This window comes from Janthinobacterium sp. NFX145 (genome assembly GCF_049810325.1).
GTDB lineage: Bacteria > Pseudomonadota > Gammaproteobacteria > Burkholderiales > Burkholderiaceae_D > Janthinobacterium > Janthinobacterium rivuli.
On record NZ_CP187360.1, the window covers coordinates 5,602,724 to 5,621,180 of the forward strand.

The following is an 18,457-nucleotide window of genomic DNA, read 5'->3' on the forward strand; positions in this document are numbered from 1 at the left end:
CAAGCCCCCGGCGTTTCCTTAATGCAAGGTGCGCGGCACCGACAGCACGAATTCGGGGATCAAAGCTTCGAACTGATGGCCATCTTCGGCCACGCAAAAGTATTCGCCGTGCATCGAGCCTTGCGGTGTGCCCAGCATGGTGCCGCTCGTGTATTCGAACTGCTCGCCCGGCTGCAGCAGCGGCTGGTGACCGACGGCGCCCAGGCCGCGCACCTCTTCCACCTTGTTGTTCGCATCCGTGATGACCCAGTGGCGCGAAATCAGTTGCGCGCCCGCCGTGCCCGTGTTGACGACGCGGATCGTGTAGCTGAACACGTGCCGCCCCTGGTCCGGTGCCGATTGCTCGGGCAGGTATTGCGTCTTGACCGTTACCGTAAATTCATAAGTCGCCATCGTCACTCCTATTCAGACATTGCCAGTCATATTGTGTGTCGCGCGCGACGCATAGGCCATCGCGCGATGCGTATTCTGTGTTTCACCATGCTTCAATGAGGCATGGTAACGGCGTCAGGCGTAAAATAGCGCATCTTCGCATTTTCTATCCTTTGGCTACTTCACCATGACAACATTCCGTATCGCTCCCAGCATCCTGTCCGCCGACTTTGCCCGCCTGGGCGAGGAAGTGCGCAACGTCGTTACCGCCGGCGCCGACATCATCCACTTCGACGTGATGGACAACCATTACGTGCCGAACCTGACCATCGGCCCGCTGGTATGCGAAGCGATCCGCCCGCACGTGCAAGTGCCCATCGACGTGCACCTGATGGTCAAGCCTGTCGATCGCATTATCCCGGATTTCGCCAAGGCTGGCGCGAACATCATCACCTTTCACCCGGAAGCGTCGGATCACGTCGACCGCTCCTTGCAGCTGATCCGCGACAATGGCTGCAAATCGGGCCTGGTATTCAACCCCGGCACGCCGCTGCACTACCTGGAACACGTGATGGACAAGATCGACATCATCCTGATCATGTCCGTCAATCCCGGCTTCGGCGGCCAGTCCTTCATTCCGCAAGCCTTGAAAAAAATCGCCGAAGCGCGCCGCATGATCGACGAATCGGGCCGTGACATCATGCTCGAAGTCGATGGCGGCATCAAGATCGACAACATCGCCGCCGCCGCCGCCGCTGGCGCCGACACCTTCGTCGCCGGCTCGGCCATCTTCGGCAAGCCCGACTACAAAGCCGTCATCGACGCCATGCGCGCCGAGCTGGCAGCCGTCAAGGGCGCCTGATGCAAGCGCGCACGGTGAAAGACCACGTACTGGCTGGCGTGCGCGCCGCCATCATCGACCTCGATGGCACGATGCTCGACACCGTGCCCGATTTTCATGTCGCCATCAATGGCATGCGTGCCGAACTGGACCTGGCGCCCATCAGCGCCGATGCCATCAAACTGATGGTGGGCAAGGGTTCGGGAAACCTGATCCGCACCGTGCTGGCGCTCGACTTCGATGCGGCCGGCGTGGAACAGCATTTCGAGCAGGCGATGGACGGCTACCAGCGCCACTACCTGGCCATCAATGGCCAGTTCAGCACCCTCTATCCGGACGTGGAAGCGGGGCTGGCGGCGATGAAGGCGGCGGGCTTGCGCCTGGCCTGCGTCACCAACAAGCCCATCGCCTTCGCCCTGCCCCTGCTGAAACTGAAAAACCTGGACCAGTATTTCGAGATCGTCTACGGCGGCGATTCGCTACCGCAGAAAAAACCGCACCCGATGCCGCTGCTGCAAGTGTGCGCGGACTTCGACTTGCCACCCGCCAAAGTGGTTGCCATCGGCGACTCCTCGAATGACGCGCAAGCGGCCAGGGCTGCGGCCTGCCCCGTCTTGACGGTACCGTATGGCTACAATCACGGACACTCTATACACGATACCGATTCCGATGGTATAGTAAAGACACTGCTCGAAGCAGCTCGTTGTATTGGCATGCAAAACTAACCGGCATACTGACCAAACCCAACACCATATCGTGAACACGTTTCTCATCAAAAAACACAATGTCACCCAAACCGGCTCGATTGAGGCCTGGCTTTGGCGACGCTGGCAATCCTGGCAGGCCTAAGGGCCGAGCCGTTACGATTGCTGCCGGCTGCACACGCGTCCTTTGCGCATTTTGCGCACGTTGCATGTACCGGCAAGTTTTTTGATAACCCACCGCAGGGTTTGTGCACTATGCACACTCATACCCTGACGGCATGGAGAGAAACATGACCGAACTCGAATTCAAATCGCTGGCCCAGCAAGGCTACAACCGCATCCCCCTGATCGCGGAAGCGTTCGCCGACCTGGAAACGCCGCTCACCCTGTACCTGAAACTGGCACAGGCCCAACAAGGTGGCAAGAACACCTTCCTGCTCGAATCCGTCGTCGGCGGCGAACGCTTCGGCCGCTATTCCTTCATCGGCTTGCCCGCCACGACCGTGTTGCGCAGCTATGGCAAGCGCACCGAAATCGTCAAGAACGGCGTCGTGATCGAAGAGCACGAAGGCAATCCGCTCGACTTCATCGAACAGTTCCAGTCGCGCTTCAAAGTGGCCCTGCGCCCCGGCATGCCGCGCTTCTGCGGCGGCCTGGCCGGCTACTTCGGCTACGATACCGTGCGCCACATCGAGAAAAAACTGGCCGGCGGCGCGCCGAAAGATGACTTGAAGCTGCCCGACATCCAGCTGATGGTGACGGAAGAACTGGCCGTCATCGACAACCTGTCCGGCAAACTGTATTTGATCGTTTACGCCGACACCACGCAGCCCGAATCGTTTTCGAAAGCGCAGCAGCGCCTGAAGGACTTGCGCATGATGCTGCGCCGCGGTGTCGATGCGCCCGTCACCAGCGCTTCCGTGCGCACGGAAACCATCCGCGACTTTTCCAAGGAAGACTACCTGAAGGCCGTCGCCAAGGCGCATGAATACGTGATGGCGGGCGACCTGATGCAGGTGCAGATCGGCCAGCGCATCCGCAAACCATACGTCGATTCGCCGCTGACCTTGTACCGCGCCTTGCGTTCGCTCAACCCGTCGCCGTATATGTACTTCTATAATTTCGGCGACATGCAAATCATCGGCGCCTCGCCGGAAATCCTGGTGCGCAACGAGAAGACGGCGGACGGCGGCAAGAAAGTCACCTTGCGCCCCATCGCCGGCACCCGTCCGCGCGGCGCCACGCCGGAGCGCGACGCCGAATTGTCGGCCGAGCTGCTGGCCGACCCGAAAGAGATCGCCGAGCACGTGATGCTGATCGACCTGGCGCGCAACGACATCGGCCGCATTGCCGAGACGGGCAGCGTGCACGTCACCGACCGCATGGTCATCGAAAAATACTCGCATGTGCAGCACATCGTCTCGAACGTGGAAGGCACCCTCAAGAAGGGCCTGTCGAACCTGGACGTGCTGCGCGCGACCTTCCCCGCCGGCACCCTGACGGGCGCGCCGAAAGTGCGCGCCATGGAAGTGATCGATGAACTGGAAATCACCAAGCGCGGCATCTACGGCGGCGCCTGCGGCTACCTGTCGTTTGGCGGCGAAATGGATGTGGCCATCGCCATCCGTACGGGCGTGGTGAAGGACGGCATGCTGTACGTGCAGGCCGCGGCCGGCATCGTGGCCGACTCCATCCCCGAAATGGAATGGCAGGAAACTGAAAACAAGGCGCGCGCCGTGCTGCGCGCCGCCGAACAAGTGCAAGATGGCCTGGATGGAGGGTTTTAAGATGCTGCTCATGATCGACAACTACGACTCCTTCACCTACAACATCGTGCAGTATTTCGGCGAATTGGGCGAAGACGTGCGGGTCTACCGCAACGATGAAATCACGATCGAACAGATCGAGGCGCTGAACCCGGACCGCATCTGCATCTCGCCCGGTCCGAAAGCGCCGGCACAGGCGGGCATTTCGGTGGAAGTGCTCAAGCACTTCGCCGGCAAGAAGCCGATACTCGGCGTGTGCCTGGGGCACCAGGCCATCGGCGAAGCGTTTGGCGGCAAGGTCATCCGCGCCAAGCAAGTCATGCATGGCAAGACTTCCCTCATCGCGCATACGGGCGTGGGTGTCTTCAAGGACATCCCCAGCCCCTTCACAGTGATCCGCTACCACTCTTTGGCGATCGAACGCGCCTCGCTGCCTTCCTGCCTGGAAGTGACGGCGTGGACGGACGACGGCGAAATCATGGGCGTGCGCCACCGGGAATACGATATCGAGGGCGTGCAGTTCCACCCCGAATCGATCCTCTCGGAACACGGCCACGCCCTGCTGAAGAATTTTCTCGAGCGCTGATTTTCCGCGCACGCCACGGCGTGCCATCAGTGTCCTCCTGCGCCATCATTGAAGAAGGAAGCATCATGCCGATCACACCACAAGAAGCCCTGCTGCGCTGCATCGAACACCGCGAAATTTTTCACGACGAAATGCTGTACCTGTTCCGCCAGATCATGTCCGGCGAAATGTCGCCCACCATGATCGCCGCCCTGACCGTGGGCTTGCGCGTGAAAAAGGAAACCATCGGCGAAATCGCCGCCGCCGCGCAAGTGATGCGCGAGTTTTCCACCAAGGTGCCCATGGCCGACACCACCAACCTGCTCGACATCGTCGGCACGGGCGGCGACGGCGCGCACACTTTCAATATTTCCACCGCCTCGATGTTCGTGGCGGCCGCCGCCGGCGCGCGCGTAGCCAAGCATGGCGGGCGCAGCGTCTCGTCCTCGTCCGGCAGCGCCGACGTGCTGGACTCCCTGGGCGTCAACATCAACCTGCAGCCCGAGCAGATCGCCCAGTCGATCGCGCAGACGGGCATCGGCTTCATGTATGCGCCGAACCACCATGCGGCCATGAAGCATGCGGCGCCCGTGCGCAAGGAGCTGGGCGTGCGCACGATTTTCAATATCCTCGGGCCGCTGACGAATCCGGCCGGTGCGCCGAATATTCTGATGGGCGTGTTCCACGCCGACCTGGTCGGCATCCAGGTGCGCGTGCTGCAGCGCCTGGGCGCGCAGCATGCCATCGTCGTGTATGGCCGCGACAATATGGATGAAGTGTCGCTGGGCGCCTCTACCCTCGTGGGCGAGCTGGTCAACGGCGAAATCCGCGAATATGAAATCCATCCCGAAGATTTCGGTTTGCAGATGATCGCCAGCCGCAACCTGAAGGTGGCCGATGCCGTCGAATCGAAGGCGAAGATGATGGAAGCGCTGCGCGGTGAACCCGGCGCCGCCGCCGACATCGTCGCCCTGAACGCGGGCACGGCGCTGTACGCGGCCGGCGTGGCCAGCTCGATCGAAGACGGCCTGGCGCGCGCGCGCACCGCCGTCAGCTCGGGCGCGGCCCTGGCAAAACTCGATCAATTCGTGCAGGTCACGCAGCAGCTGGGCACACCAAAGCAAGCGTAAGCCCTCCGCCCTCCTTATAGAATAGCGACCATCATGTCCGACATACTCGATAAAATCCTGGCAGTGAAAGCCGATGAAGTGGCCAAGGCCAAAGCCCACCGCAGTCTGGCCAGCCTGCGCGGCGACGTGGAAAGCGACAGCGCACTGCGCGCCGGCCTGCGCGGTTTTGAAGCTAGCCTGCGCCAGCACATCGCCGACGGCAAGCCCGGCATCATCGCCGAAGTCAAAAAAGCGTCGCCCTCGAAAGGCGTGATCCGCGCCGACTTTCGCCCTGCCGACATCGCCGCCAGCTATGCCCAACACGGCGCGGCGTGCCTGTCCGTGCTGACGGACGAGCAGTTCTTCCAGGGCTCCGTGGAATACCTGCAGCAGGCGCGCGCCGCCTGCGCCATTCCCGTGCTGCGCAAGGATTTCATGGTCGACATGTACCAGATCTATGAAGCGCGGGCCATGGGCGCCGACTGCATCCTCCTGATCGTCGCGGCGCTCGACCATGGCCTGATGGCCGAGATGGAAGCGTGCGCCCACGAACTGGGCATGGGCGTGCTGATCGAAAGCCACGACGGTGACGAACTGACGGCGGCCCTGAAACTCAAGAGCGCGCTGATCGGCATCAACAACCGCAACCTGCGCACCTTCGAAACGTCACTGGACACGACCATCAATCTCTTGCCGCGCATCCCGCAGGACAAATTGATCATCACGGAATCGGGCATCCACAGCACGGCCGACGTGCAACGCATGCGCGATGCGCACATCCACAGCTTCCTCGTGGGCGAAGCGTTCATGCGCGCGCCAGACCCGGGCGTGGAGCTGGAACGCCTGTTCAGTTAAAGCATGGTAGTCTGGCAGGCATGAGACACGCGATCACCGTCCTTGCCGCCGCCAGCCTGCTGTCGGCTTGCCAGACTGCGCCCCCGCCGGCGGTGAACACGCCCACGTCCACGCCCCCTCGCACGCCGGCCGCGATACAGCTGGCCGCCAGCATCGACGCCTACAAATCGCTGGTGGCGCAGCAGATCATGGCCGCCAACGGTGCATACACGTTCAGCGGGCGCCTGCCGCCCATGCTGCCGGCCATCGTCGTGCTTGACCTGAGCGTGGGCCCGGACGGCGAGCTGAAAAACGTGCACGTGCACCGTTCGCGCGACGGCGAAGCTTCAGCCGCCGCGCTGGCCGCCGTGCGGCGCGTGCAAAACGCGTTTCCGCCGGCCGGGCACCTGATGCGCCGCCACGCCAAAACCTTCGATTTTTCCGAAACCTTTCTGTTCAACGACCAGTACCGGTTCCAGCTGCGGACCTTGTCCGGTCCGCAGTAACCGCGGCGGTATCGAGTTCGATGCGGTCGCGTCCCCGCTCCTTGGCCAGGTACAGGGCCGCATCGGCGCGCGACAGCAGCTGTTCCAGCCCTTCCACCACCGATGCCTGGCAAGCGACGCCGATACTGACCGTACACGGCGGCAGCCCCGCATGACTGGGTTCGTGCAGCAAGGCGCGGATGCGTTCGGCCACGCCCAGCGCATTATGCGCCGGCATGTCCGGCATCAGCACGACGAATTCCTCGCCGCCGAAACGCGCCACACAATCCGATTCGCGCAAGGCGCTGCCGATGACGGCGGCCACGTGCGCCAGCACCTGGTCGCCCACCGCGTGACCGTAGCGGTCATTGATCAATTTGAAGTAATCGAGGTCGATGCTGAGCAGTGTCAGCGGCAAACGGCGACGCCGCAGATTGCCCGTCTCGCGCGCATAGGCGTCGCCAAAGCCGCGCCGGTTCAGCACCTGCGTCAGCGGGTCATGGGTCGAGCGGCGCTCGAGTATCTGCTGCAGGCGGCGCGTGGCCACCGTCATGAAGCCCACCGTCAGCAGCAACGCCATGAAATTGGCGACCGCCAGATAGATGCCGGCCGGCGTGCCTGCCACCGTCAGGTTCACGCTGGCGCCGCCATGCAGCAAGGCCGATATGCCCCGCACCAGCACCACCAGGGCTTGCATCAGCATCAGCACGCCAAAGAAAAAACTCGAGAAATGGCGTTCGCCATGACGCCACACCAGTTGCACCTGGCGCGCATAAAACAGGAAGACCAGCAGGGAAAAGACCGCCACGCGCGCCGAGAAATCGGGGCGCGCCAGCAGCCACCAGCTATTGCCGGCGATGGCCAGGGCAAGTATCAGCAGATAGGCGCGGCGGCTGGGCGCCAGGCCAAAGAATTTTTCCGTGCCCAGCATCGACAGGCCGATGCCGGCCACCAGCGCCGCATTAGCCGCGATCATCGACAATGCCGGCGGCAGTACCTCGCGGGTGCCAAACAGCAGGGACGCGCATACCAGCAACAGCAAACCGGCCGCCCAATGCCCCAGGCCATGCACCTCGCGCCGGAAACTGCGATACACCGAGAACATGACAATGCTCATCGCCCCGCACATCAGGGTCGTCATCAGCATGATGGTTCGGGGATCGAGGGTTTCCACGTTGGGCGCGATCTAAAATAAGCAGTTCGGCAATTTTAGTTTAGTTAAAGAAAAATTAGTTCATTTGCAGTAAATATGATGGTTATCCGCGGCTGCCGGCGGATGAGTTGCATTTGAGAAATTGCAGTCTGAAATAGAAAACCGGCCAGTGACGGCCGGTTTTCTGTCTTACCGCGTGACGAACAGCTTATACAGCGCTAGGGCGCTTCGGCCCCGTGGCTTTCTTTGGCGCCGGCAGCAGGGTCAGGCTGACGCCGGGCACGCGGTCGCCCTGCAGCACGGCCGCAAACGTCATCAGTTCGTCGCGGCGGAAGGCGTGGATGGCGACTCTGGCGCCGACGGCGTAGCGGCCCAGCAAGGTGTCCAGGTTGCTGCCCGTCACGCGCAAGCCGTCGACGGCCACCAGCACGTCGCCCGCCGACAGGCCGGCTGTGTGGGCGGCGCCACCCTGGTGTACCTGCGCCAGTTTGGCGTCGTTGCCGTCGCGGCCCAGGTTAACGTCCAGGCTGGCTTTTTCCGCCTTGCGCGCGTCGCTGTATTTCACACCGAACGGCGCCAGCAGGCGCGCCAGCGGCACGTCGTCCGTGCCGCGGATGTAGCGCTCGAAGAATGGCTTCATGCGCGTGCCGGCAATCTCGTCGAACAGGGCTTCGACTTCGGCCGGCGTCACGCCGCGCGCCTTGCCCTTGTAGAAATCGCGGCCATAGCGCTGCCACAGCGCCTGCATCACGTCGTCCAGCGATTTGTCGCCATTCGTCTTCGTGCGGATCGTCAGGTCGAAGGCCAGCGCGATCAGCGAACCCTTGGTGTAGTAGCTGACGATGGCGTTCGGCGCGTTTTCATCCTGGCGGTAGTACTTGCCCCAGGCGTCGAAGCTGGAATCGGCCACGCTTTGCTTGCTGCGGCCGCTGCCGCGCAAGACACTGTTGACGGTTTTCCCCAGCAGCTTGAAATAGGCCGCTTCGTCGATCAGGCCAGCGCGCACCAGCATCAGGTCGTCGTAATAGCTGGTGAAGCCTTCGAACAGCCACAACAGCGGCGAGTAGCTTTCCGCCTGCAGGTTGTACGGCGCAAAGGCGGCCGGCTTGATGCGCTTGACGTTCCAGGTGTGGAAGTACTCATGGCTGCACAGGCCGAGGAATTTCAGGTAGCCGTCGCCGATTTCCGTGCTGGTCGACGCCGTCGTCGGCAAGTCAGCGCGGGCGCAGATCAGCGCCGTCGAGGCGCGGTGTTCGAGGCCGCCGTAACCGTCGCCGACGGCCATGGTCATGAACACGTAACGGTCCATCGGCGCTTTCTTGGTCTTCGGCTCGAAGAAGGCGATCTGCGTTTCGCAGATGGCTTTCAGGTCGCGGCACAGACGGTCCAGGTCCAGGTTCGGCACCTTGCCCGTGACGACGATATCGTGCGGCACGCCATGCGCGGTGAAGGTGGCCAGCGCGAAGTCGCCCATCTCCACCGGGTGGTCGATCAGCTCATCGTAGTTGGCGGCCTGGTAGCTGCCGAAGCCATAGCGCTTGGCCTTGAGTTCCGGCAGGGTCGTGGCGACACGCCAGGTCTTGCAGGCCGCATCCTTCGGCTGCACGATGTGCACTTCATGTGCGTCGGATTCCTGGCCCAGCACGCGCAGGAACACGCTGGTGCCGTTGAAGAAGCCGTGATTCTGGTCCAGGTGGGCGGCGCGCACGGATAGGTCCCACGCATATACGTCATATTCGACCGTCAACGGTCCCTTGCACGGCGCGGCTTGCCACGAGTGCTTGTCCAGTTTGGTCAGCGCCACGGCCTTGCCCTCGGACTCGGCGCGGATGCTGACGATGTTGCGCGAAAATTCGCGGATCATGTAGCTGCCCGGAATCCAGGCCGGCAAGGAAAAGACCTGGCCGATGGCGGCTGGCGACTTGACCGTCAAGGTGACCTTGAACATGTGGCCAGCCAGATCAAGGGCGGCGATGCTGTAGATGATGCCGGCGGCGGGCGCCTTGGCGATGCTTTTTTTAATCGGTGCTTTCTTCATGTTTTCCTCGTGTCTGGCCTGTCTTCCCGGGAACGCCACTGCCCCGCCTTACAAATCGTCAGGTGTATCAATATCGCGCAAGATGCCGCCGTCGTCCACTGTCACTTCACACACGGCATGGCTGTTGACGATGCTGCGCGCACCCTGGTCGCCATCGAGCGCCAGCAGCAGCGGCAAGTGAAAGGCGCTGAACGCGACAGGATTGCCGCGCCGTCCCTGGAACACGGGCACGGCGATGCGCGCGCCATCGCCGATGGCTTGCGACAAGGTGGCGATTGTAGCCGCTTCCACGAAAGGCATGTCGCCCAGGGCGATCAGCCAGCCCGGCGCGCCGCGCACATAGTCGATGGCGCAGGTAAGCGAGGCGGCCATGCCAGTATCGGCGTCGTGGCAGACGCGCACCTCGCAGCCCAGCGCACCGAGCGCACGCGCCACTTGCGTATCGTCTGCGCGCACCACGGCCAGCACGCGCGGCAGGGCCGCCAGCATGTTCCTGGCCGCCGCCACCACGACCGGCAAGCCCGCATGCGAGCCTTCCGTCAAAGGCTGCAATAATTTGTTCTGCACGCCGGAAGGGTCGAACCTGCGCCCCCTTCCGGCTGCCAGCAAGATGCCGACCGTACTCAAAAAACTACTGCCGTCATGCGGCCGCCAGGTCGAACGGCAGCTTGCGCAGGCGCTTGCCCGTCAGGGCAAACAGCGCATTGGCGAATGCAGGCGCCAATGGCGGCACGCCCGGCTCGCCCATGCCCGTCGGCGCGTCGCCCGACGGCACCAGGTGCACCTCGATCACCGGCATGTCTTGCATGCGCGGCACGGGGTAGTCGCCAAAGTTCTGCTGCTGCACCACGCCATCCTTGAGCGTGATGGCCGCGCCGGGGATGGTCATGCCCAGCGCCATCAGCGCGGCGCCCTGCACTTGCGCCTCGATCGTCAGGGGATTGACGGCCAGGTTGCAATGCACGCCCGCCCATACCTGGTGCAGCTTGGGCGCGCCTTCCACCACGGAAGCCGTCACCACATAAGCGACGACGGAGTTGAACGACTCGTGCATGGCCACGCCCCAGGCTTGCCCTTTCGGCAGCTTCTTCTTGCCATAGCCGGACTTGGCCACGGCCAGGTCCAGCGCGGCGATGTGGCGCGTGTGCTTGGCGTCGATCAGCTGCTTGCGGTAGGCGACGGGATCCATCTTCGCCACGTGCGCCGCCTCGTCGATCAGGGTTTCCATGACAAAGGCCGTATGCGTCGAGCCGACGGAGCGCCACCACAGCACCGGCACGTTCGCCTTGGCCGTGTGCACGGACAGCTTCATCGGCAGGGTGTACGGCTCGCCCATGCCTTCGACCATGGTGCCGTCGACGCCATTTTTCACCATGAAGGCTTCGAACGGCGTGCCGGCCATGATGGACTGGCCCACGATGGTGTGGTCCCAGGCGAGAATCTTGCCCTTGGCGTCGAGGCCGATCTGCGCGCGGTGCACATGCGACGGCCGGTAGTAACCACCCTTGATGTCATCCTCGCGGCTCCACATCAGCTTTAACGGACCGCTCTTGCCCGCCGCCCGGTATGCCTTGGCGACGTTGACGGCTTCGACCACATAGTCGGACGAGGGCACGGCACGCCGGCCAAAGCCGCCGCCGGCCATCATCGTGTGCAGGGTCACCTGCTCCGGTTTCAGGCCGGAGGTGGCCGCAATCGCCGCCTGGTCGCCCGTCTGGAATTGCGAACCGACCCACATCGTGCATTTGTCCGCCTGCAGGTCGACGACGCAGTTGAGCGGCTCCATCGGCGCGTGCGCCAGGTAAGGGAATTCGTAGACAGCTTCGATCTTTTTCGGCGCCTTGGCCAGCGCTGCGACATCGAATGGGCGCGCCACCGTGCCCGGCGTTTTCGCCAGCGCCTTGAAAGCGGCCAGCTGCTTGTCGCTGCTGACCTTTTCCACGGCGCCGCTATCCCACTCGATCGCCAAAGCGTCGCGCCCCTGCTTGGCAGGCCAGTAACCAGTGGCGATCACCGCCACACCGCTGCCGCCACGGTCCGTCTTCACTTCCAGCACGTCGAGCACACCAGGAATGGCCTTGGCCTTGCTGGCGTCGAATTTCGCCACCTTGGCGCCAAACACGGGCGGACGCGCCACCATGGCCACTTTCGCGCCTGGCGGCTTGAAGTCGATGCCGAACTGCTGTTTTCCCGTGGACTTGGCCGCCGCGTCCAGGCGTTTCACGGGTTTGCCGATGATGACAAAGTCGCGTGGGTCTTTCAGCTTGACGGTGGCGGGCACGGGTTGGCGCATGGCCGCGTCGGCAAATTCGCCGTAGGTCGCTTTTTGTCCGCCGGGGCCATACAGCACACCCTTGGCGGCGCGCACCTGGTCGGGACTGACTTTCCACTGCGCGGCGGCGGCGCCCACCAGCATGGCGCGCGCCTTCGCGCCGATTTCGCGGTACTGTGTAAACGAGTGGGCGATGCTGCCCGAGCCGCCCGTCATCTGCATGCCGTAGGCGGCATCCTTGTATTGTTCCCCGGCGGGTGCCAGGGCGCCGTGCACGAGGCTCCAGTCGGCGTCGAGTTCCTCGGCGATCAGCATGGGCAAGCTCGTTTGCACACCCTGGCCAAATTCCAGCCGGTTCACCTGCACCGTCACCGTGTTGTCGGGCGCGATGTGCAAAAACGCGTTCGGGGCATATACGGGCTTGGCGGGCGCGGCATCGGCCGCCTGCGCCAGCTTGCCTGCGCCCGGCAGGAAAAAGCCCAGCATCAAGCCGCCGCCGGCCACCGCGCCAGCCTTCATGAAACCGCGCCGCGACACGCCATCGGCCGCGCCAACGACCGCCACCGGCGCCGATGCCAGCGCCGCGCCCAGAGTCACCTCGCCATGCTGCAATGCTTCCTGATTCAACCATTCGATACGCATACCGTTCTCCTCAGGCCAGGGTCTTGGCCGCGTCCTTGATGGCTGCGCGGATCCGTTGATAGGTGCCGCAGCGGCAGATATTGCCGCTCATGGCGCCGTCGATGTCGGCATCGCTGGGCGCCTTGTTGGTGCGCAGCAGCGCCGTGGCGCTCATCACCTGGCCGCTTTGACAGTAGCCGCATTGCGGCACGTCGTGGCGCACCCATGCGGCCTGCACGGCCTTGCCCACCTGGTCGTTTTCCATCGCTTCGATGGTGGTGATCTTTTGCGCGCCCACCGAGGAAATCGGCGTGATGCACGAGCGGATCGGCTGGCCGTCGAGGTGCACTGTGCAGGCGCCGCACAGGGCCGCGCCGCAACCGAACTTGGTGCCCGTCATGTTCAGGTTATCGCGCAACGCCCACAGGATGGGCGTGGATGGATCGGCGTCGACTTGCGTGTCGCGTCCGTTGATATTCAAGGTAATCATCTGCTGCTTCCCCTCTTTGGATTGTTATGGCGTCTACGAACAACACTTGATGATACGACAGCGGAAAAAAACGCAAAAAAAAGCGCGCCTTGCGAGGGCGCGCCGTCCAGCCTTCCTGGCGACAGCCCGGATTACTTAATGGTCGAGAATTTCTGTTCCAGCGTTTTCGCATCGACCGCGCCCGGAATGCGGCTGCCGTCGGCAAAGAAGATGGCTGGCGTGCCCGAGACACGCAATTGCTGGCCCAGGGCCAGGATTTTTTCATGCGGGTTGGCGCACGTGGCGGCCACCGTGGCCGGCGCCTTGCCATTCAACATCCAGTCATCCCAGGCCTTGTTGCGGTCCGGCGCGCACCAGACATTGCGCGACTTAACGATGGAGTCCGGCGACAGGATGTTGTACATGAAGGTGTAGACGGTGACGTTGTCGATTTCCTTCAGGGCGTTCTGGCGGAAGCGCTTGCAATAGCCGCAGTTCGGATCTTCGAACACGGCGATCACGCGCTTGCCATTGCCCTTGACGGTCTTCATGGCGGAATCGAGCGGCAGGTCGGAGAACTTGATGCGGTTGACTTCATCCAGGCGCACCTTGGTGAGATCCTGCGACGTCTTGGCGTCGAAGACGTGGCCGACGAACAGGTACTGCGCGCTCTTGTCCGTGTACAGGATGTCGCCACCCGTACGCACTTCGTACAGGCCGCCGTACGGCGTTTCCTTGACCGAATCGACCTTGGCGCCTTCGCCCAGGCGCGGCTCGATCAGCTTTTTGATGTTTGCTTCCGTCGGCGTTTCGGCGCCGGCGCACGACATCATCAGGCCCGAGGCCAGTACCAATGCGATTCTGCTCATTTTGATCACTATCACTTCTCCACTTTGTAACGCCCGGCGAAACTGGCAGGGGGCCCGGCGCCGTTATCTCTTTAATAAAACGAGCGCCGCAGACCAGCTGCGGCGACCTTGAATTTTCACTAATGCCATTATCCGGCGATATCTTAAGATACGCTGATATTTACGGATGCCCCAAGGCGTGCGCAATCATTTTGCGCTTCAGGGCAGGTAATTTATCCAGCAAGTTTAATCCCAAATTGCGAACCACGCGCAACGGTTCCAGATCGGCGCCAAATAATCGCGCCAGGCCATCGGTGGCCAGCTGCATCAGCAGCACGTCTTCCTTGCGCGCGCGCGCATAGCGGGCCAGCACGCGTTCGTCGCCGATGCCGCGGTGCGCTTCGCGTTCGCTGATCGTCTTGACCAGCTGCGCCACGTCGGCAAAACCCAGGTTCATCCCGTGGCCGGCCATCGGATGGACCACGTGGGCGGCGTCGCCGACCAGGGCCACGCGCGGCGCCACCATGGCGTGCGGGCGCATCAGGGTCAATGGGAAGGCGCGCACCAGTTCCGGCTGCAACGGCGTGAGTTTTCCCAGCTTGTCCTGGCAATACGCGGACAGGCGCGCGGCCAGGGCATCGGCAGTTTCAGTCATCAAGGTATCGGCCAGCGCATCGGGCGCCGACCAGACGAGAGAAACGCGGTCTCCCGGCAGCGGCAGCAGCGCGACGATTCCTTCGCTGCCCGTGAACCACTGGTGGGCCGCGCCATGGTGCGGCTTTTCGCAGGCGAAGTTGCTGACCACGCCGCGCTGGCCATACGAGCGGTAATCGAGGCCGATGTCGCACTGGCCCCGCACCCACGACTGGGCGCCATCCGCGCCCACCACCAGCGCGCAGGTGATGGTGTCGCCGCCATCGAGGTGCACGATGGCCGAGTCATTCGTCCATTCCAGACGGCTGGCGCGGCCCTGCAGCACGCTGACGTTCGGCGCGAATTTGAGGGCGGCGTCCAGCGCCTGGCCCAGGTTGCGGTCTTCGACGATCCACGCCAGACTGCCCACATGGGCGCCGTAGGCGTCGAAACCGAGTCCGCCCGCCTGCGCGCCGTCGCCGTTGACCAGCATGGCGTCGACTGGCGCCACCCTGTCAGCCTCCAGGGCGCCCCACACCTTCAGCGACGACAGCAAATCGTGCGCCGTGTGATTGAGCGCATACACGCGCACATCCCAGCTGGCTTCGACCGGCTTGGCGGCCAAAGGGGAAGCGGTCACCGGCGGGCTCGCCGGAGATAACAGGGTGACGCTTTGTCCTGCCTGGGCAAACGCCAGCGCCGTGGTTTTCGCGATGGCGCCGTTGCCGACGATGCAAACGTCGCTGTGGCTATGCATGAAGCGCCGCATGGTGGGGGGAGTGGGACTGTTCATGCGGCCATTATAGCGTTTGCCCCACCTGTTTCAGATAGTCCCGAAGTACGGGACGCGTGCCCCAGATCAAGCGGTTCCATGAAAGACGGGCAGCACGTGGTCCGCGATCTCCTGCATCGTCTCGGCCAGCGGGCGGCGGTTCTGCCGCAGCTGCAGGCCGATATGCCGCACGCCGGCCGCGCGCATGGCGTGCAGCTCGGCGATCAGGCCATCGCGCCCCGTGCGACCGCCGAAGCGGAAGCGCTGCAGCGGCAGGTTCGGATCCTCATCCAGGTCCAGGTGGATGAAGCTGACGTATGGCTTGTCGTCGCCGGCCACGGCGCGCCATTGCGCCGAACGCCGCGCATGGTCGTCCGGCGTGCCCGGATAGGCGAGCCAGCCATCCATCTGCGCGCCGATCCACGCGGGCGACTGCTGCGCCAGCCCCGCCACCAGCAGCGGCAAGGGCGCGGCCGGCTTGGGCAGCAGACGGATGCCGGGCGGCAGGCGCATCTCGCCCCAGTCGCGCAGCATGGCGACCTGCTCGCGGAAGGCGGCGCCGCGCTGCTCGAAATCGCGGCCAAACACGGGATACTCGACGGGCCGGTCGCCGCTGGCCACGCCCAGCAGCAAACGCCCGCCGCTCAACTGGTCGACGCTGGCCGCCGCTTTTAACGTCAGCACCGGTTCGCGCAGCGGCAGCACCACGGCGGCCGTGCCCAGCAAGATGTTGTCCGTGATGCCGGCCAGGTAGCCGAGGTAAGTAAACACCTCGAAGACTTGGGCCGCGTCGCCGAAAGACGGGTCGTACAGGGGCACGTCACGCAGCCAAAGGGCGCGGAAACCCAGGCGGTCGGCCAGCTTGGCCAGCGCGGCATGCTGTTTCAGATCCGGCTCGCCCGGCACGCGGCCGGACGCCGCATACGCCTGGCGCCCCGTGGACGACCAGTCGTTATCGAGCGGCAGTTCCAGGCCGATACTGAAACCGCCCTGCCCCAGCGTCTGCATCGCAGTCATGGCGCCCATCTCAATCCCACTGCGGCGCCAGGCCGTCCGGGTTGGCCAGGCGCTCGCCACGCTCCAGCGTCGCCATCTGCGCCATCTCGTCCGGCGACAGGGTGATGCGCTGGAAATGCAGGTTCGCTTCCAGGTTGGCGCGCCTGGTCGACGACGGGATCACGGCAAAGCCTTGCTGCAGCGACCAGCTCAGGGCCACTTGCGCCGGCGTCACGCCGTACTTCGCGGCGATGGCCGCGATCACGGGATCGACCATCACCTTGCCATACGCGAGCGGCATGTAGGCCGTGATGTGGATGCCCTGGCTGCGCGCGAAATCGATGGCCTTGCGGTTTTGCAGGAACGGGTGGATCTCGATCTGCTGCGTGGCGATTTCTGCCGCGCCCACCGTATCGATGGCTTGCCGCAGCTGCGCGTTGGTGAAATTCGATACGCCAATGGCCCTGGTCAGCCCCTGCGCCTTCGCCTCAGCCAGCGCCGCCATGTAGTCGGCCACGGGAATGGCGTCCTGCGGCGACGGCCAGTGAATCAGGGTCAGGTCCAGCTGTTCCAGCCGCAGCTTGTGCAGGCTGTCTTTCAAGCTGGGAATCAGCTTGTCGCGCTGCAGGCTCTCGATCCAGATCTTGGTGGTAACGAACAGCTCATCGCGCGGGACGGCGCTGGCGGCGATCGCCTGGCCCACTTCGGCCTCATTGCCATAGATTTGCGCCGTGTCGATATGGCGGTAGCCGACATCCAGGCCCGTGGTGACGGAATCGATGACGACCTGGCCCTGCAAGCGGAAGGTGCCCAGGCCGATTTCAGGGATGGCGGTGTGTTGGGTAGTCGTGTTCATGCGGCAGTCCTCTCAAATACATTTCAATGACCACACTATGCGCCCATCCTTTGTTGAGAAAAATACCGTTTATATCAAATCATATTTGATCTACAGGCAAGTAATATGATGCCCATGCAGGAAATCGGGGAAAAGTCGCAGCCGGCTCTTGCATTCCCGTTTTGGTCTGCTATAATTCGCCACCTTGGCCTGGTAGCTCAGTCGGTAGAGCAGAGGATTGAAAATCCTTGTGTCGGTGGTTCGATTCCGCCCCGGGCCACCAAGAATTCAGCAGTGCATACAAAAACGCCACCTTCGGGTGGCGTTTTTGCGTTTATCGTCTCATCCCGCTTTCACGCTGAGCCTCACGCTGCCGCGCCAGCGGCAAGGCCTTCTGCGGCTCTTGATTCAATGAATTCAGCAACGCGACCACAGCCTGCTCGATGGCTTGCCATTCGTGCAGATGGCTGCGAAAGTAGCCGATGTCGATATGAGAATTTCTCAAGCCGTGCAGGAAAATATCGTGCGAGCAGCTAGGGCCTATTACCAACTTACCGCGCTTCTCCAGCGCTTTCGCTCTTTCCGTACCGGGATCGGGAAAAAAATCGGGGTCGCAGACAATCTGTGTTTCTATCCGCTCGCGCGATGGATACAGATACAAGTCCTTTTCATAAAACACCGTGATCACATCTTCCCGCACGCGCTGCGGCAGATCGTTGTGTTCGTAGCGCAGCAAGCCATGACGTGACGCCGCCTGCTTGCGATTCGGCATCCAGATCGAGCTGAAGTGCTGGGCAAGCTGATACTTTTCGGCCAGCGTGTTGGCGTCAAAATGCTGCACCAGAATGGAGACTTCATCCTGATAACGGATCCAGACGGGCGTATTGTCATGCGGAGCGATGAAGGGCAGCAACTTGCCCCCCGTCCACCGCGCTTGCAAGAGCAAACCCTGTCTGTTGCCGGCTTGCTCGTACAAGCCCCGCATATAGCTTGGAATATAGTTCGCGGGAATGAGAAGCTTATTGCCATTGACCATCATGTGCAGTTCGGTCGCTGGCCGTTTGCGTGGCGACGCATACCAGGCCAGGGCGGCCAGACAGAAAATGGCGAGCAATATCTTTGTTGCCAAATGTCGCTTGCACGG

18 protein-coding genes and 1 tRNA gene are annotated in these 18,457 nt (G+C 62.9%); 8 read left to right on the forward strand and 11 right to left on the reverse strand.

Features of this window, described 5'->3' with window-relative positions; all coding sequences use genetic code 11:
• Positions 1–18 precede the first annotated feature (18 nt).
• Positions 19–393 carry a Co2+/Mg2+ efflux protein ApaG gene (apaG, locus tag ACPJXG_RS25115; protein WP_035828598.1) on the reverse strand — a complete coding sequence of 125 codons (375 nt, stop codon included), beginning with the start codon at positions 391–393 and terminating at the stop codon, positions 19–21.
• Between the two features lie 166 nt (positions 394–559).
• On the opposite strand from apaG, the gene rpe reads away from it, so the two are divergent.
• The 7 genes from rpe (at position 560) to ACPJXG_RS25150 (ending at position 6,697) form a co-directional block, all read left to right on the forward strand.
• Complete coding sequence (gene rpe / locus ACPJXG_RS25120; RefSeq protein ID WP_034753544.1) at positions 560–1,234, forward strand: ribulose-phosphate 3-epimerase; 675 nt, start codon at positions 560–562, stop codon at positions 1,232–1,234.
• Positions 1,234–1,938 (forward strand): phosphoglycolate phosphatase, encoded by a 705-nt coding sequence (locus tag ACPJXG_RS25125; protein WP_425252642.1) that lies wholly within the window; start codon positions 1,234–1,236, stop codon positions 1,936–1,938. The genes rpe and ACPJXG_RS25125 overlap by 1 nt, the downstream gene beginning before the upstream one ends.
• Before the next feature lie 269 nt (positions 1,939–2,207).
• On the forward strand, positions 2,208–3,704 hold the full coding sequence (trpE, locus tag ACPJXG_RS25130) for an anthranilate synthase component I (protein WP_035824432.1): 1,497 nt from the start codon (positions 2,208–2,210) through the stop codon (positions 3,702–3,704).
• A 1-nt stretch (position 3,705) separates the two neighbouring features.
• On the forward strand, positions 3,706–4,269 hold the full coding sequence (locus ACPJXG_RS25135) for an aminodeoxychorismate/anthranilate synthase component II (RefSeq protein WP_035824429.1): 564 nt from the start codon (positions 3,706–3,708) through the stop codon (positions 4,267–4,269).
• A gap of 65 nt (positions 4,270–4,334) precedes the next feature.
• Complete coding sequence (gene trpD, locus ACPJXG_RS25140; protein ID WP_176390745.1) at positions 4,335–5,378, forward strand: anthranilate phosphoribosyltransferase; 1,044 nt, start codon at positions 4,335–4,337, stop codon at positions 5,376–5,378.
• Between the two features lie 33 nt (positions 5,379–5,411).
• On the forward strand, positions 5,412–6,212 hold the full coding sequence (gene trpC / locus ACPJXG_RS25145) for an indole-3-glycerol phosphate synthase TrpC (RefSeq protein ID WP_278317692.1): 801 nt from the start codon (positions 5,412–5,414) through the stop codon (positions 6,210–6,212).
• Between the two features lie 20 nt (positions 6,213–6,232).
• Positions 6,233–6,697, forward strand: a complete 465-nt coding sequence (locus ACPJXG_RS25150) for a hypothetical protein (protein WP_425252643.1) — start codon at positions 6,233–6,235, stop codon at positions 6,695–6,697.
• On the opposite strand, the gene ACPJXG_RS25155 is transcribed toward ACPJXG_RS25150, so the two are convergent.
• The 9 genes from ACPJXG_RS25155 to dkgB form a co-directional block, all read right to left on the reverse strand.
• Positions 6,648–7,850: a GGDEF domain-containing protein gene (locus ACPJXG_RS25155; RefSeq protein ID WP_425252644.1), complete on the reverse strand. Its 1,203-nt coding sequence runs from the start codon at positions 7,848–7,850 to the stop codon at positions 6,648–6,650. The genes ACPJXG_RS25150 and ACPJXG_RS25155 overlap by 50 nt on opposite strands.
• A gap of 187 nt (positions 7,851–8,037) precedes the next feature.
• The gene (locus tag ACPJXG_RS25160; RefSeq protein ID WP_425252645.1) at positions 8,038–9,867 is read right to left on the reverse strand and encodes a M61 family metallopeptidase; all 1,830 of its coding nucleotides are present in this window, start codon (positions 9,865–9,867) and stop codon (positions 8,038–8,040) included.
• A 48-nt stretch (positions 9,868–9,915) separates the two neighbouring features.
• Positions 9,916–10,494, reverse strand: a complete 579-nt coding sequence (locus ACPJXG_RS25165; RefSeq protein ID WP_278317689.1) for a nucleotidyltransferase family protein — start codon at positions 10,492–10,494, stop codon at positions 9,916–9,918.
• 13 nt (positions 10,495–10,507) lie between these two features.
• On the reverse strand, positions 10,508–12,781 hold the full coding sequence (locus ACPJXG_RS25170) for a molybdopterin cofactor-binding domain-containing protein (RefSeq protein ID WP_425252646.1): 2,274 nt from the start codon (positions 12,779–12,781) through the stop codon (positions 10,508–10,510).
• 10 nt (positions 12,782–12,791) lie between these two features.
• Entirely contained in the window at positions 12,792–13,250 is a 459-nt protein-coding gene (locus tag ACPJXG_RS25175; RefSeq protein WP_034753534.1) for a (2Fe-2S)-binding protein, read from the reverse strand.
• Positions 13,251–13,381: 131 nt separating this feature from the next.
• A complete protein-coding gene (locus ACPJXG_RS25180) occupies positions 13,382–14,098 on the reverse strand; it encodes a DsbC family protein (protein ID WP_035824412.1) in 717 nt (238 codons plus the stop codon).
• Between the two features lie 160 nt (positions 14,099–14,258).
• Positions 14,259–15,503 carry a UbiH/UbiF family hydroxylase gene (locus ACPJXG_RS25185; RefSeq protein ID WP_425252647.1) on the reverse strand — a complete coding sequence of 415 codons (1,245 nt, stop codon included), beginning with the start codon at positions 15,501–15,503 and terminating at the stop codon, positions 14,259–14,261.
• A 66-nt stretch (positions 15,504–15,569) separates the two neighbouring features.
• Positions 15,570–16,499: an LLM class oxidoreductase gene (locus tag ACPJXG_RS25190; protein ID WP_425252648.1), complete on the reverse strand. Its 930-nt coding sequence runs from the start codon at positions 16,497–16,499 to the stop codon at positions 15,570–15,572.
• Positions 16,500–16,509: 10 nt separating this feature from the next.
• Positions 16,510–17,334, reverse strand: coding sequence for a 2,5-didehydrogluconate reductase DkgB (dkgB, locus tag ACPJXG_RS25195; protein ID WP_425252649.1), 825 nt, complete (start codon positions 17,332–17,334; stop codon positions 16,510–16,512).
• Between the two features lie 186 nt (positions 17,335–17,520).
• Here dkgB and ACPJXG_RS25200 point away from each other — a divergent pair.
• Positions 17,521–17,596: transfer RNA gene (locus tag ACPJXG_RS25200), tRNA-Phe, on the forward strand.
• A gap of 51 nt (positions 17,597–17,647) precedes the next feature.
• Here ACPJXG_RS25200 and ACPJXG_RS25205 read toward each other — a convergent pair.
• On the reverse strand, positions 17,648–18,442 hold the full coding sequence (locus ACPJXG_RS25205) for a hypothetical protein (protein ID WP_425252650.1): 795 nt from the start codon (positions 18,440–18,442) through the stop codon (positions 17,648–17,650).
• Positions 18,443–18,457: the final 15 nt, after the last annotated feature.

What these genes read in the sequence shown, in the direction of transcription:
- apaG (WP_035828598.1), bottom strand. Translation starts at nt 393, where the DNA reads ATGGCGACTTATGAATTTACGGTAACGGTCAAGACGCAATACCTGCCC.
- rpe (WP_034753544.1), top strand. Translation starts at nt 560, where the DNA reads ATGACAACATTCCGTATCGCTCCCAGCATCCTGTCCGCCGACTTTGCC.
- ACPJXG_RS25125 (WP_425252642.1), top strand. Translation starts at nt 1,234, where the DNA reads ATGCAAGCGCGCACGGTGAAAGACCACGTACTGGCTGGCGTGCGCGCC.
- trpE (WP_035824432.1), top strand. Translation starts at nt 2,208, where the DNA reads ATGACCGAACTCGAATTCAAATCGCTGGCCCAGCAAGGCTACAACCGC.
- ACPJXG_RS25135 (WP_035824429.1), top strand. Translation starts at nt 3,706, where the DNA reads ATGCTGCTCATGATCGACAACTACGACTCCTTCACCTACAACATCGTG.
- trpD (WP_176390745.1), top strand. Translation starts at nt 4,335, where the DNA reads ATGCCGATCACACCACAAGAAGCCCTGCTGCGCTGCATCGAACACCGC.
- trpC (WP_278317692.1), top strand. Translation starts at nt 5,412, where the DNA reads ATGTCCGACATACTCGATAAAATCCTGGCAGTGAAAGCCGATGAAGTG.
- ACPJXG_RS25150 (WP_425252643.1), top strand. Translation starts at nt 6,233, where the DNA reads ATGAGACACGCGATCACCGTCCTTGCCGCCGCCAGCCTGCTGTCGGCT.
- ACPJXG_RS25160 (WP_425252645.1), bottom strand. Translation starts at nt 9,867, where the DNA reads ATGAAGAAAGCACCGATTAAAAAAAGCATCGCCAAGGCGCCCGCCGCC.
- ACPJXG_RS25170 (WP_425252646.1), bottom strand. Translation starts at nt 12,781, where the DNA reads ATGCGTATCGAATGGTTGAATCAGGAAGCATTGCAGCATGGCGAGGTG.
- ACPJXG_RS25175 (WP_034753534.1), bottom strand. Translation starts at nt 13,250, where the DNA reads ATGATTACCTTGAATATCAACGGACGCGACACGCAAGTCGACGCCGAT.
- ACPJXG_RS25180 (WP_035824412.1), bottom strand. Translation starts at nt 14,098, where the DNA reads ATGAGCAGAATCGCATTGGTACTGGCCTCGGGCCTGATGATGTCGTGC.
- ACPJXG_RS25185 (WP_425252647.1), bottom strand. Translation starts at nt 15,503, where the DNA reads ATGAACAGTCCCACTCCCCCCACCATGCGGCGCTTCATGCATAGCCAC.
- ACPJXG_RS25190 (WP_425252648.1), bottom strand. Translation starts at nt 16,499, where the DNA reads ATGACTGCGATGCAGACGCTGGGGCAGGGCGGTTTCAGTATCGGCCTG.
- dkgB (WP_425252649.1), bottom strand. Translation starts at nt 17,334, where the DNA reads ATGAACACGACTACCCAACACACCGCCATCCCTGAAATCGGCCTGGGC.